The sequence below is a fragment of the uncultured Marinobacter sp. genome, from assembly GCF_947488835.1.
In the GTDB taxonomy this organism is placed as follows: domain Bacteria; phylum Pseudomonadota; class Gammaproteobacteria; order Pseudomonadales; family Oleiphilaceae; genus Marinobacter.
This window is the reverse complement of sequence record NZ_CANLBK010000001.1, coordinates 162,584-176,017: the sequence shown is the minus strand read 5'-3', so window position 1 is coordinate 176,017 and position 13,434 is coordinate 162,584. Positions and strand designations below refer to the sequence as shown.

Below are 13,434 nucleotides of genomic sequence, written 5' to 3'. Positions count from 1 at the left end.
AACACTTATGACCCTGAAACATCATTTTGAATTGTTAGCTGCTTACAATCAGTGGATGAACTCCAAAGTCTATGAGGCAGCAGGCCAACTCTCTGAAACAGAATTAGCGAAAGACCGCGGTGCTTTTTTTGGCTCGATTCTTGGAACTCTGAATCACATCCTCGTTGGTGACACCATCTGGCTGAAGCGGTTTGCCACCCATCCATCCTGCGTGAGTTCCTTGCAGGAGGTCTCCAAGCTTTCAAACCCGACAAGCCTAAGCCAGACAGTGTTTGACGATATTGGTAGCTTATCTGAACATCGGGCTTGGCTTGACCGGCAAATTGTCAGCTGGATAGCCCAGCTAACCGAAGGTGATCTGGGTTTAGTTCTTAGCTACAGAAATACCAAAGGGATTTCGGCCAACAAGCGCTATTCGAGTCTGATTCTTCATTTCTTCAACCATCAGACTCACCACCGAGGGCAAGTTTCTGCTTTATTATCACAGGCAGGTGCGGACGTTGGGGTTACTGATCTATTGGCTCTGATTCCGGAGGAAGCTCATGTATAACCTGTCTCTTAAGTACGTTCTGCACTTTCGCCACTTCAGCAAGCATTGGTAACTGACCCCAGGAATTCTCTTACATCAACACCTAAGCTCGCCGCCGCGCAGGGTTGATGGGCAATGTATATGCGCATATTATTGATGTGTCATTTCTTACGAGCACTTCGCAAGCTCGAACGCGTACGTTGAGGCTAACGGTTTGCCGCTCGCAAAGCATCGTCAGTTCTGATCGATGCCCTATCGTTCAGATTGGCCTCTTCGAGTTCGACAGACGGTAATCTGAAAGCAGTTAAGGATTTTCTGTGAAGATTGTATTCGCCCTACTGTTACTGCCATTTCTCGCTGCCTGCTCCAACTCCGAAAAGGAAGCTCGCACTCTGCTCAATCAAGGGATCCAGGAGTGGGATCGTGGAGAGCTTGCGCAGGCACTGGCAACATTCGACCGTATCAATACGCAGTACCTGGATACCGTGGCCGCTACCGAAGCCCTAAAGGAGCGAGCAGCACGGTTTGAAGATTATCGGGCGCGGTCCAGCTCTGAGCACAATCGTGAAATCAACAGCGGTGCGGTTTCCAGAGATGTTTACAAACAGGTGGAAGCCTATTTCGGTCAGGCTGGGCATTATCCGGCTGCACTGGCAGGAAATAATCCTGTCTATAAGGGCCGCTTCGAGGCTTACATCAATCAATGCACCTACCAATCACCCCTTCCGGATTATGGCTATCAGCTCGATTGCACGAGAGCCGACGAAGCCTACCTGGCAGACAGAACGGAGCGTTTGAGAAAGGCCGCAGAAAAAAGGAAGGCGGCAAGATCACGCTCGTCCGGGGAGAACAGCGAATCACCTGCTATCAAAACGGCAACCGACCTAAAGGTTAGCAAAAACACTTGGGGTGCGTACCTGAACCCGACGAATAAGCTACCGAAAGACGGCTTTCAAGCCTTCTATATCAACACAAACGAGCCTCGCACGGTGATCGCCACCGAATCCGTGGACAACATCGCCATCAATTATATCAGGGATGAACTACACGGCATTGAATCCAGGGATTTTGGTGGTTACTGGGTGGGTAACCTGGAATTCGATACCCAGGAAGTGAGGAGAATTTCTGTCAGTCAAAGCTGGTCGAAAACCCGAATTCTTATTAATGGCGGTGTATTGTACGAGGGTGGTTCAGACGCATCGATTCTGTACCGCTTCGAGCCAGGGTTACATCAGATCGAGGTGGAATACGTCAACAACTGGCATACCACTGAGCTGAGCGTAGATATAAATTCAGAGGTCGCCTATTACGATCTGAATGAGATAAATGCCCAATTGAAGGCCAACCTTCTCGGGGATTACCAGGTGTATTATGCGAGTGTTTATGAAAGCTCATCGAAGGATCTGATGACTGTGGTGAACATGCAAAAGACCGCCCGGCCGGTCCTGTTAGTGTTGAGTTCCTACAGTCCGGTGAAATGGTATCTTTCCAATCCCTTCGGTGCTGATGTTCGAGCTGTCGTTTATGGCTCATACAAACCCGGCTCGACATTGGCTGGAGATATTTCTGACTCTGCTCTCCGGTTCCCTGCCAGAACGCGAATTGGCTCCTACGATGTAAGCCCCAAATGCCACTGTGTAGCAGGGAATTTTCATTGCGAGGGCACAAGCATGATGACGACTGTCAACGCTTTGAAGGCATTAACAGGTATGCCGCTGACGGGTTTCACCGGGAAATACTCTGCTGCGTCGCTAAGGCTGCCGGAAGTCAAAGTGGATGATCGTTATCTTGAAGATCTTAAAACGACGATGAGCAAGATAGGTACGGATAGACAGGCATGCAAGTCAAAGAACGACCCGGATTTTGAAGCCATGTTTGACGGAGACGCATGATAGTCAGGGCATGAAAGTAAGCTCTCAACCAAGGAGCAGGTTATTTTGTCTGAGTTGAAAACAGTTGGACTATTCCTCGTTACCGCTCTAGCCGAGATTGTTGGCTGTTACCTGCCCTACCTCTGGCTTCGGGAAGGTAAAACCGTATGGCTCCTGGTGCCAGGCGCGTTGAGCCTTGTGGCATTTGTCTGGTTACTGTCGTTGCACCCCACGGCTGCAGGCAGGGTTTATGCTGCCTATGGCGGCGTTTATATCTTCACGGCCATTCTCTGGCTATGGACCGTGGACGGCATTCGCCCCACTACCTGGGATCTGGCTGGCTCAGGCGTTGCCTTAGCAGGTATGGCTATCATTATGTTTGCACCGCGCGCTACATAACCGAAGCACAGGCCCAAGGGGAAGCTTCGTCGTCCCCGACGAGATGTGGCGCCAGGTTGTTGCAGTCCGGGATTTAAAGACGGTTCATATCATGCCGAAGAAAAACATCAATAACTCAAATTTACTATGACACAGAAACCGCAATCCCAAACAAATGTTGCTACGCAGGACCCTGTGGTTTTGTTCGATGGCGTGTGTCGACTTTGCGCCGCATGGGCTCGCTTCCTCATTAGGTTTGATAGAAAGCGCCGATTTAAATTAGCGACCGTTCAATCACCTGAAGGCCAGGCGATTCTTCAGTCGCACGGTTTCCCAACGGACTACTACGAAACCATGCTGCTTGCTGAGGGGCCGGATATTTATACCAAATCTACGGCCTTTTTCAGGGTAATGCGTGAACTGCCATGGCCGTGGCCATTGGCCTGTATTGGTTGGGTTGTGCCATCCGTCATTCGAGACTGGCTATACGACCGAATTGCAGTAAACCGCTACAAGCTGTTCGGTCGCTACGATGCTTGTGTGATTCCCAACAAAGATCACGATTCAAGGTTCCTGGGTGAATAGTCCACTTTTAAGCTACGCAGTATGCCGGGGCACCATTGCTTTTATTTGGTTCTATCAAGGCTTGATTCCGAAATTGCTCTACCCCCATGAGGATGAGCTGGCAATGAGCATGGCGGCCGGATTTTCACGCTCTGATGCAGTTCAGTTGGCCACTATCGCTGGCGTGTTAGAGATTGCCATGGCCGTTGTAATCTTGATATTTTGGCGACAGCGTTGGCCGCTGCTGCTTACATTAACCGCAATGGTAGGTTTGCTGGCATTCGTAACTCTGGTGCAGCCCATAATGCTAGGTGCCGCGTTCAACCCAGTAACAACGAATGTTGCTGTCGCTGCGCTTTCAATCACCAGTTTGCACCTTCTGCGGGTGATAGAGTGATAGAGATGCCGTTGAGCTCGTTCGAAACATGATCGTAAAGGACATCATTTAGCGAATCGCTAAATCAGCGTCGGCCAAAAACATAAAACAACGAGAACAAAATGGCTAAAAAAGACCAGCTCTTAGGGTGGGATGTTTCCCCATACACCGCGAAAGTGCGGAGTTATTTCAACTACAAAAACATTCCATACGACTACAGGCCACCCAACGCGCACACACTGTTCAGAAAGGTGCAGCCTGCCGTTGGCAAAATAATAATGCCCACTGTGTTTCGGCTCGATGGCACCGTGCTACAAGACTCAAGCCATATCATCGATGTGTATGAAACGGAAAACCGACTCAAACCGGTTATCCCAGAAACACCAAAACAAGCCTTTGCCAGCCTGTTGGTAGAGCTTTTTGCTGATGAGTGGTTACCCATGGCCTCCCTTCACTACCGTTGGAATTACAAGGGTAACTTGAGGTTTATTATTGGCGAATTCGGTAAAAATGCACTCCCCTATTTCCCCGGCGTCCTACAGCGCACTGTGGCTAAAAAGTTCGCCGGAAAAATGTCAGGCTATTTGCCAATTTTGGGCATCACCAAGAAAATGGAGCCCAAGTTAGAGGTCGCGGTCGAAAATATTCTGTCCCTGTTGGACGAGCACTTTAAGGCCTGTGCATTTCTATTAGGCGGCCAGCCTACCATTGGGGACTTCGCACTATACGGCCAGCTATACGCCCACCTGCATCGTGACCCCGAACCGGTAGATTTAGTTAAAAAATACGACCATCTGTATACCTGGCTAATGGCTATGCATGGATCGTTCGATCAGCCTTGTGAAGCCTTGCGATCAAATGATCAAATACCTGACACACTGATTTCAGTATTGCAGGCAATGTCGTCACTGCAGGCTCCATTGTTAGAACAAGCTATTCAGGGGGTGAAAACCTGGGCAGATGAAAACCCCGCTAAAGATAAGATACCCCAACGTCTTGGAGACGCTCGGTTAACGATTGAGGGAGAATCGGAGACGCGCTACAACGTGAGCTATCCTTATTGGATGGTGCAACGAATCAATCAAAATGTGGACGCAGGCTCTTCAGAGCTTAAAGGGTTTATCCAAGAACTCGGGCTGGCTTCCGTCTTTTCTGAGCCCTTACCTGTGAAGGTAGAATTAAAGCGGGCTCGGCTTTATAAAAGCTAGAATACAATGCTCAATGCACATTATAAGGGGTTGATAGGTATGATTTTCTTTAATGCTGCCCGTTGGCGGGGCGCTACCATTGCAGTTGCATTGTGCGGATCGCTGGCCAGTTGCGCGGCACTTTCTCCTGCACCGAATTTGACCGCCGATGAAAAGAAAGCCCTCAGTGCCAACCTGAACGAGAAGTACAAGGCGTATCAGGATTGCATGGTCGGTGAATCCGATCGCTTCAGCCATATAAGCTCGGCACCCCCTTCAGACATTGCCAAGGGTGCCCAAGCGGGCTGTGAGGCTGCTTTCAGGGGTTATCATCAGGCCGTGACCAAACAGTTTACGGCCTTTGTATCAAGTGCGGGCCAAGCAGAAGCCCTAAGCCGCGCTGACCAGCATGCCAGCGATGCTAAAGATCGCACCTGGGGCCATGTTATCCAGCGGGTTCTGATCCAAAGACAATAAACCATCTATGAGTGGAGCACGCAGCACACTCAGTGGGCTGCTCCAGCTCCGAGGAACAAATATGCATTTAAGGATTGTTGGCACCATTGGAACATTTCTTTTGGTTTTTCTGGGGTTATTGCACAAGGTTGGCGATTTTAACGCCCAGGAATTCTTCGTAATTCTAGCGCTCGCGTCTATAGCAGGCGCAATTGCCTGGTTTAAACTCTTCAAGCCAGGCCCAAGGCGCGAAGGCAACTAAGTGCAGCGCGAATAACCCTGCTGCCGTTATTGAGCGCTCGATCTATATTGCCTAGAATGGCGCCCTTTCCTATTCAACGCGGATTACTATCATGAGCGAAACTACATCTTTGCCAGCACTGCCGGATCGTCTTTCAAGAAACCCCAATAGCCCGCACCATGTCGCTGAAGTTTTCGTGCACGACATTGCTATCAAGCTGAATGGAAAAGAGCGCACCAATGTTGAGGAATATTGCATCAGTGAAGGTTGGATAAAAATCGCCTCCCCCAAGGCGCTGGACCGTCGTGGCCAACCGCTTATGATGACCATGAAGGGTAAGGTTGAAGCCTACTACGACTAAGCAACACGGTGCCAAGGAGACAGCCCATGCCCCGCATTTTTGAAGACAACTCTCAGTCCATTGGCAACACACCGCTGGTGAGGCTTAACCGTGTAAATGATGGCGCGACTATCTGGGCCAAGATTGAGGGTCGTAACCCGGCCTACTCGGTGAAATGCCGAATTGGCACGGCCATGGTGCTGGATGCCGAGAAGCGGGGCGTGCTGAAGCCGGGCATGACCATTATCGAGCCCACCAGTGGCAACACGGGCATCGCTCTGGCTTTTGTTGCTGCGGCCAGAGGTTACAAGATCGTTCTTACCATGCCCGCCTCCATGAGCCTGGAGCGCCGAAAGGTATTGAAAGCGCTGGGTGCAGATTTGCTGCTGACAGAACCCGCCAAAGGCATGCCCGGCGCGATCGCCAAAGCGGAAGAGATGGCAGCGGCCGAGCCTGAGAAGTACTTTCTCCCTCAGCAATTCAACAACCCGGCTAACCCGCAAATTCACGAAGACACCACCGGTCCTGAGATCTGGAACGACACCGATGGCGCCGTGGATATTTTTGTTTCTGGCGTAGGCACGGGCGGCACGCTTACAGGCGTATCTCGCTACATCAAGAACACCCAGGGCAAGGCTATCACTACGGTAGCCGTTGAGCCTGCCGACTCACCCATTATCACTCAGGTGCGTAATGGCGAACCCCTCAAGCCGGCACCGCACAAAATTCAGGGGCTTGGCGCAGGCTTTGTGCCTGGAAACCTTGATTTGGACATGGTTGATCAGGTGGAAACGGTCACCAATGAAGACTCCATGGCCATGGCGCACCGGTTGATGCAGGAAGAAGGCATTCTGTGTGGCATTTCCTGTGGTGCAGCAGTGGTTGCCGCTGTCCGTGTTGGCCAGCAACCTGAACACAAGGGCAAGAACATTGTGGTCATCCTGCCGGATTCTGCCGAGCGCTACCTCTCCAGCGCCCTCTTTGCTGAGCAGTTTGGCGATACGGAAAACGTGCAGTAAAAGGCACCCTGCCCCGTAAAACACTGCAAAATCCGCGGGTTCCGTGTTCCGGTTCCATTCGCTTTGGGCTAGGGTTAGCGCAACCTTAAACGGCTGGCTGCTACGCCAGCCTAGCCCAAGCGAAGATTAGTTTAATTTTTGGAGACATAATGAAAAAAATCCTTTTGGCTGCGTCTGTTCTGTTTGCTTTGAGTGCCCATGCAGACACTACCGTAATCGAATCTCAGGCCGACAAAAATGGGGTCGTAAAATGCGCTGAACCTCTGGCAGAGATGGGGGATTTCATTATTGGGGATAAGAGCCACGCGTCCCATTCAACATGGAACTCGAAAGACCCGGACAACCGCATCTATGCGTCCTTGTCGAGCAAGGGTTACTCCGATGGCGATTCCCATGTAACGGTGATTGCCGCGCCCACGTCATCCGGCAAGTGCGATACAACCTATATTGAAACCTTTGCCTTGGCCAAATCCTGCATGCTCACCCGAGAAGAGGTGTTTGGTGACTGGGCCTATGTAGGCACCATGAACGAGAAGACTCTAATTCTTAAAAATGACGACGACACAGTGAATATCTATCTCTCAGCTCAGGGTACGAACGACAATATCTGCCTCGTCTCCAAGAGAGAGGTTGTATACCAGTAAGTTCAAACTTCAATACTTACTGAACCTCGCCTTCTCGGTGCTCACTGAGAAGGCAAACTCCGGGAGTACTGCTCAACCAAAGTACTCCTGCATCCATTCAAACAACGTTTCCGCGCTCACATCCGCCATATCAACACTTTTGAACCCCTCGCCAACTTCTTCATCAATGGTAATAAACTGATAGAGGAGTTTGCCGGGCTGCTCGTCATGCAAAATAAGCGTAATGCGCCGACGCGTTCGCAGGCAATCGATGGTCATTGCATCTGCAGGAATGCCTGCATCGCGCATGCCGCGGCGCACTTCAACAACTGGGTTTATGTGCTCATGCGTGGATTGAATTCGTGCGTGTGCTTCACTGGCCATATCGGCCAGAGTTTTCAGGGGATCAACAGACATAATGATTATCTTGCAGTTGGTTGTGAGCTTTTTACGAGCATACCTGATGAGACTTTCCTCAACCACGCTGAACGCCAACGAGCCTGATAGGCTAGACTGCATATATCTGTAGCAAGGTTCGGGTGCACAACAGCCCGAGTTACGAGAGGAGCCGTCAAAACAATGCCCCCCGACAAATCCATCGCTTTTTTTGCTCGAGCTGGCTACGCCGCCCGCGGGATTGTGTATTTGCTGATCGGAGGCCTAGCCACCTTGTCGGCGCTCGGTAGAGGCGGCCAGACTACGGGAAGCCAAGGGGCGTTGGAAAGATTGTTGTCGGCACCTCTGGGCGAGATTCTTTTAGGCGCAATGGCCTTAGGCCTTGTTGGTTATGCATTATGGCGCTGCATACAAGCCATCGCAGACACCGACCGCCATGGGAAAAGCTTTAAAGGCATTATTATCAGGGCCAGCCTGCTCGTAAGTGCCGCAACGCACCTGCTACTCGCGTTCTTTGCCATTAATCTGATCTTTACCTTGGGTGGCAGCGGCGGTGGCAGTGGTTCTGACGGCGCTGCCGGCTGGCTCATGAAGCAACCTTATGGCCAGTGGTTAGTGGGAGCTGTTGGGCTGATGATGATCGGCGCCGGAGTAGCGCACAGCGTTAAGGGCGCAAAGGCCAAATTTGAACGCCATTTTTGTATGCCACAGAGCACCCAGCGCTGGGCTTACCCCATCTGCCGATTTGGCCTGGTCGTTCGTGGCTTGGTGTTCATCGTTACGGGTACTTTTTTTATTATCGCGGCTTACCAGGTCAATCCGGATGAGGCCGGCGGTATAGCCGAAGTGTTCTCAACCTTCCGCAAGCAGCCTTTCGGCACGCCACTTATGGCGTTCATCGCCGTCGGGCTGTTCGCTTTCGGCATGTACAGCATGTTGGAGGCTTTCTATCGACGTGTTGATCCACCATAGCCCGATCAACATTCATGCTTTTTCATCCTTGCCTAGTCAGGGTTTACTGCTATCATCATGTTCAATTGAACATCTAGTAATAATAAACCAATGGAGTCGGCCCTCCCAGATGTTCAATAAAACCGCATGGAACCCCATGCATGGACCGCTCCCGACGGAGAATCACAATGAATTTCCATAAAAAAAAGCTTCCCGGGGTACTGCCCTCTGCTGCCTTAGCGGCTTCCGTTTTGATGGCAAGTTTCAGCGGTCAGGCATTTGCCGACTGCGAGAGAGGCGCACTGGATACTCTGTATTGCGATGAAAATGGCGACATGGTTGCAGACTTGCCTGAGGACAAGTCCAAGTGGAACGATCCCAACACCCTGATTTTTGCCTACACCCCGGTTGAAGACCCCGCCATTTATTCCGATATTTGGCAGCCGTTCATCGATCACCTGTCGGAAGTAACCGGCCGTGATGTTCGCTTCTTTGCCGTTCAGTCCAACTCAGCTCAAGTAGAAGCTATGCGCAGTGGCCGTCTGCATATTGCTGGCTTCTCCACTGGCCCAACGCCTTTCGCGGTTAACCTGGCCGGTGCGGTTCCGTTTGCGCTGATGGGTTCAGACACAGGTCAGTTTGGTTACACGCTGCAGGTGTTCACCCACGTTGATTCCGATATTCATGAGATGAAAGATCTGAAGGGCAAGCGTGTCGCTCACACTTCCCCAACGTCTAACTCGGGCAACCAGGCTCCACGGGCTCTGTTCCCTGAGATGGGTATCGTTCCTGGGGATGACTATGAGATTTCTTTCTCGGGTAGCCACGACCAGTCCATGCTTGGTGTCGTCGCAAAAGACTATGATGCCGCTCCGGTAGCATCAGAAGTTGTGGAGCGTATGGCGGCTCGCGGGCTGTATGACACAGACGACGTGCGTCTTGTTTGGGAATCCGATCGCTTCCCGACTACCTCATACAACTATGCGCACAACCTGCACCCGGATCTGGTTGAGAAGATCCGCGAAGCGTTTTACACCTTCAAGTTTGCCGGCACCGAGCTAGGTGAGGAGTTTGAAGGCGTCGAAACATTCATTCCCATCAACTACAAAGATAACTGGAAGGTCATCCGCACCATCCAGGCCTCTAATGGCGTTCAGTACACCCGCGATAACCTTAAATAAGTAGCCCAGGAGCCTCTGGCATCACGCCAGAGGCTCTATCCGGAGTAAACACATGTTAGAGATTACCAACCTCGTAAAACGTTACGGGCAAAACGAACCTGTGCTCAAAGGCCTGAATCTGAAGGTGGAAGGCAGCAGTGTTGTTTCCATCGTCGGCGCATCCGGTGCAGGTAAAAGCACCTTGTTACGATGCATCAACCGGTTGGTCGAGCCAACGTCGGGTTCGATCAAGCTGAACGGCCACGAGTTGGTCAATCTTCGCGGAAGCGACCTGCGCCACTCTCGTCGGCGTATCGGTATGGTGTTTCAGGGCTTTAACCTGATCGACCGTTTAACCGTTATGGAAAACGTGCTCTCCGGCCGCTTGGGCTATGTGTCCTTCTTTCAGGCTTTGACCCGTCGCTTCCCACAATCGGATATCGACCGCGCATTCAGCCTCATGGAGCGTGTGGGTATCGCCCACTACGCCGATAAACGTGCCGACCAACTCTCCGGTGGTGAACGCCAGCGTGTTGCCGTGGTACGTGCTTTGATGCAAGAGCCCGAGATTCTTTTGGCCGACGAGCCCACGGCGTCGTTGGACCCGAAAACCTCACAGCAGATCATGAGCCTGCTGCAAAGCCTTGCCAGTGAAATGTCCCTGCCTGTACTGATCAACATTCACAACGTAACTCAGGCGCGCATGTACACCGACCGTATTGTCGGCATGCGTCATGGGCAGATGATTTTTGACGGTGAACCTAAAGACTTCAACCAGGATGCTCTGGATGCCATTTACGGTGGCATTGAATCGCCGGAAGAAGATGCAGGTGAACCCGCATCCCCAACTGAGGAGGCTTCGGCATGACATCCGGGAACACTGCATCCGGTGCACAACCGGGCAGGGTCTGGAAAAAGCCCCCTTTCATAGCAAATCCCTGGATTCGCTATGGATTGGTCGCAATCACCCTGGCCTATCTGTTCTGGGCATTCTCAACACTGCCCTTTGATTGGCAGCGTATCGCTGAAGGCTTGCCCCGTGCAGGCAAAATTTTTGGCGGCGCTTTCCCTCCCAGTTTCGAACGTGGCGGGCTACTGTGGACGGGCTTCAAGGAAAGCTTCCAGATCGCCTTTTTGGCGACCATGCTGGGCGTTCTCCTGTCTGTGCCCATTGCGGTTATGGCGGCTCGTAACGTAGCGCCCCTTCCCGTTTACATACTGGGGCGGACACTTATTATCGTCTCCCGCAGCTTTCACCCGGTTATTGTCGCCATTCTGTTTGTTGCAGCGGTGGGCTTTGGCCCAATGGCGGGCATTCTTACCCTAACCCTTTACTCCATCGGCTTCGTTGCCAAGTTACTGGCTGAGGAGATTGAGGAAATCGATTGGGGTCAGGTTGAAGCCATGCGTTCTGTTGGCGCCGGTTACATGAAAATCCTGGTTTATGGGGTTTTCCCTCAGATCATGCCACGCCAGATCGGGCTATCCATGTATCAGCTCGACAGCAACCTTCGCGCATCGGCCGTTGTTGGCATTGTGGGTGCTGGCGGTATCGGTGGCACTCTGATGAACGCATTCGGACGTTACGATTACGATTTCGCCTTTGCCATTTTGCTGATGATTATTGCGATCATTCTGGTCAGTGAAGGTTTGAGCGGATGGGTGAGGAAAAAAGTATGGTAGATCACGCTGCAAAACTGACCGATCGAGTCTGGTCGCGCTACGACCGTAAAGAACAGCTTACGCGCTATGCGGTCTACCTGGCCACGCTGATAGCTATTGTTTGGGCCGTGCGTGATATTGATATTTTTTGGCCCTGGGTTTGGGATGCGCCCAACCAGATCCAAAGCTTGGGCGCACGCATGTGGCCGCCGGAATTCAGCAAGTGGAGTGCGATTTTCTCCGCCATGCTGGAGACGGTGCACATTGCCACCCTATCCACCATGTTGACGATTTTCATCGCTCTGCCGGTGTCTTACATAGCGGCTCAGAACACCACACCGAACAAAGTCACACTGTGGATTGGCCGGTTCATCCTGGTATCCAGCCGCTCTGTGAATACCATCATCTGGGCATTGCTGTTCGTGGCTATTTTTGGCCCGGGCGTGCTAGCCGGTATTTTGGCGGTGATGTTCCGCTCCGTTGGGTTTATCGGCAAGCTGATGGGCGAGGCGATAGAAGAGATTGACCGCCGCCCGGTGGAAGCCATGGAAGCGACCGGTGCCAGCAAGATGAAAGTGGTGTTGTACGCGATTGTGCCTCAGGTAATGCCGGCATTCTTCGCCATCATCATTCTGCGCTGGGACATCAACATCCGTGAATCCACTGTGCTGGGTTTGGTCGGTGCCGGTGGTATCGGTGTATTGCTGCAGGGGTCAATCGACATGTTCGCTTGGCAAACCGTTGCAACCATCCTGCTTGCAATCGTTGTGTTGGTCATTCTGGGCGAGGCGCTGACCAGCGTCCTGCGCAAAAAAGTAATTTGACCTTGAGTAGTTTGCCGCCCGAGCGTTTCGGGTGGCAAACACTCGCGCTGTGAACTGGATAACCGATTCTATGAAAGACAGTATTGATTTTGGCAGGGCCGACATTCTTTTCACCGATGTCGACGATACACTCACCACCTGTGGCCGCCTTCTGCCAGAGACCTATCTCGCGATCTGCCGGCTGGCCGATGCAGGTATCAGCGTCATTCCCGTAACAGGGGGCTGTGCTGGCTGGTGTGACCAGATTATTCGTACCTGGCCGGTAAAAGCGGTGATTGGTGAAGGCGGAGCCTTCTATGCTGAGCGCACTGCCCCGCAAACTGTTAAATGGCACTTCTGGGAAAACGAAGCGAAACACCAACGCGACCAGCAGTCCATATTAGACGCTGTCGCAGCACTGGATCTGGATTTCGAGGCCAAGCTGGCCACAGACCAACCCTTCCGTTTTGTCGATGTGGCAGTGGACTACAACCAGCAGGAATCGCTAACACCTGAGCAGGTAGCGGCGATACATGATCCTTTGGTTTCCCAGGGCTTCAGCGTTCGCCAAAGCTCTATCCACATCAACATCTGGCTCGGCGATTTCGATAAATCCACTATGTCACTTCGAGTGGGCCAGGAGTTACTGGGGCTGGATATCGAGTCTTTGCAGAAGCGTTCCATTTTCATTGGTGATGCCCCTAATGATGAGAGCATGTTCCGCAGCTTTCCCATGAGTGTTGGCGTGGCCAATATTCGTAAGCATTTGCACGTTATGACCCATCAGCCCGCAGCGATTGTCAGCCAGCCTTCGGGATTGGGCTTTGCAGAAATGGCAGAGGCCTGGCTGCAACATCGCACCTGACCGAGCAGGTAAT

The 13,434-nt window shown here is 51.9% G+C and carries 18 protein-coding genes; 17 read left to right on the top strand and 1 reads right to left on the bottom strand.

The window, feature by feature from the left end:
- Window positions 1–7 precede the first annotated feature (7 nt).
- The 11 genes from Q0824_RS00835 to Q0824_RS00785 all read left to right on the top strand — a co-directional run bounded on the left by Q0824_RS00835 (window position 8) and on the right by Q0824_RS00785 (window position 7,605).
- Entirely contained in the window at window positions 8–550 is a 543-nt protein-coding gene (locus Q0824_RS00835) for a DinB family protein (protein WP_298446883.1), read from the top strand.
- Between the two features lie 296 nt (window positions 551–846).
- Window positions 847–2,421 carry a hypothetical protein gene (locus Q0824_RS00830; RefSeq protein WP_298446882.1) on the top strand — a complete coding sequence of 525 codons (1,575 nt, stop codon included), beginning with the start codon at window positions 847–849 and terminating at the stop codon, window positions 2,419–2,421.
- A gap of 45 nt (window positions 2,422–2,466) precedes the next feature.
- On the top strand, window positions 2,467–2,799 hold the full coding sequence (locus Q0824_RS00825; protein ID WP_298446881.1) for a YnfA family protein: 333 nt from the start codon (window positions 2,467–2,469) through the stop codon (window positions 2,797–2,799).
- 126 nt (window positions 2,800–2,925) lie between these two features.
- Window positions 2,926–3,363 (top strand): thiol-disulfide oxidoreductase DCC family protein, encoded by a 438-nt coding sequence (locus Q0824_RS00820; RefSeq protein WP_298446880.1) that lies wholly within the window; start codon window positions 2,926–2,928, stop codon window positions 3,361–3,363.
- A complete protein-coding gene (locus Q0824_RS00815) occupies window positions 3,356–3,739 on the top strand; it encodes a DoxX-like family protein (RefSeq protein WP_298446879.1) in 384 nt (127 codons plus the stop codon). Before Q0824_RS00820 ends, Q0824_RS00815 begins: the two co-directional genes overlap by 8 nt.
- Window positions 3,740–3,840: 101 nt before the next feature.
- Window positions 3,841–4,926, top strand: a complete 1,086-nt coding sequence (locus tag Q0824_RS00810; protein ID WP_298446878.1) for a glutathione S-transferase family protein — start codon at window positions 3,841–3,843, stop codon at window positions 4,924–4,926.
- A 39-nt stretch (window positions 4,927–4,965) separates the two neighbouring features.
- Complete coding sequence (locus tag Q0824_RS00805) at window positions 4,966–5,382, top strand: hypothetical protein (protein ID WP_298446877.1); 417 nt, start codon at window positions 4,966–4,968, stop codon at window positions 5,380–5,382.
- 61 nt (window positions 5,383–5,443) lie between these two features.
- Window positions 5,444–5,623: a hypothetical protein gene (locus tag Q0824_RS00800; RefSeq protein WP_298446876.1), complete on the top strand. Its 180-nt coding sequence runs from the start codon at window positions 5,444–5,446 to the stop codon at window positions 5,621–5,623.
- A 91-nt stretch (window positions 5,624–5,714) separates the two neighbouring features.
- A complete protein-coding gene (locus Q0824_RS00795; protein ID WP_298446875.1) occupies window positions 5,715–5,963 on the top strand; it encodes a DUF3297 family protein in 249 nt (82 codons plus the stop codon).
- A gap of 26 nt (window positions 5,964–5,989) precedes the next feature.
- A complete protein-coding gene (gene cysK, locus Q0824_RS00790; protein ID WP_298446874.1) occupies window positions 5,990–6,961 on the top strand; it encodes a cysteine synthase A in 972 nt (323 codons plus the stop codon).
- A 149-nt stretch (window positions 6,962–7,110) separates the two neighbouring features.
- Window positions 7,111–7,605, top strand: a complete 495-nt coding sequence (locus Q0824_RS00785) for a hypothetical protein (protein WP_298446873.1) — start codon at window positions 7,111–7,113, stop codon at window positions 7,603–7,605.
- 72 nt (window positions 7,606–7,677) lie between these two features.
- Here Q0824_RS00785 and Q0824_RS00780 read toward each other — a convergent pair whose 3' ends face one another.
- Window positions 7,678–8,001, bottom strand: coding sequence for a hypothetical protein (locus Q0824_RS00780; RefSeq protein WP_298446872.1), 324 nt, complete (start codon window positions 7,999–8,001; stop codon window positions 7,678–7,680).
- A gap of 162 nt (window positions 8,002–8,163) precedes the next feature.
- Here Q0824_RS00780 and Q0824_RS00775 point away from each other — a divergent pair, with 162 nt between their 5' ends.
- From Q0824_RS00775 to Q0824_RS00750, 6 genes are all read left to right on the top strand, one after another.
- Window positions 8,164–8,952, top strand: coding sequence for a DUF1206 domain-containing protein (locus Q0824_RS00775; RefSeq protein ID WP_298446871.1), 789 nt, complete (start codon window positions 8,164–8,166; stop codon window positions 8,950–8,952).
- A 167-nt stretch (window positions 8,953–9,119) separates the two neighbouring features.
- On the top strand, window positions 9,120–10,112 hold the full coding sequence (gene phnD / locus Q0824_RS00770; protein ID WP_298446870.1) for a phosphate/phosphite/phosphonate ABC transporter substrate-binding protein: 993 nt from the start codon (window positions 9,120–9,122) through the stop codon (window positions 10,110–10,112).
- A 52-nt stretch (window positions 10,113–10,164) separates the two neighbouring features.
- A complete protein-coding gene (gene phnC / locus Q0824_RS00765) occupies window positions 10,165–10,959 on the top strand; it encodes a phosphonate ABC transporter ATP-binding protein (protein WP_100640337.1) in 795 nt (264 codons plus the stop codon).
- Complete coding sequence (phnE, locus tag Q0824_RS00760; protein WP_298446869.1) at window positions 10,956–11,774, top strand: phosphonate ABC transporter, permease protein PhnE; 819 nt, start codon at window positions 10,956–10,958, stop codon at window positions 11,772–11,774. Before phnC ends, phnE (Q0824_RS00760) begins: the two co-directional genes overlap by 4 nt.
- Window positions 11,750–12,577, top strand: coding sequence for a phosphonate ABC transporter, permease protein PhnE (gene phnE / locus Q0824_RS00755; RefSeq protein WP_298446868.1), 828 nt, complete (start codon window positions 11,750–11,752; stop codon window positions 12,575–12,577). The genes phnE (Q0824_RS00760) and phnE (Q0824_RS00755) overlap by 25 nt, the downstream gene beginning before the upstream one ends.
- A 70-nt stretch (window positions 12,578–12,647) precedes the next feature.
- A complete protein-coding gene (locus Q0824_RS00750) occupies window positions 12,648–13,421 on the top strand; it encodes an HAD-IIB family hydrolase (protein ID WP_298446867.1) in 774 nt (257 codons plus the stop codon).
- Window positions 13,422–13,434: the final 13 nt, after the last annotated feature.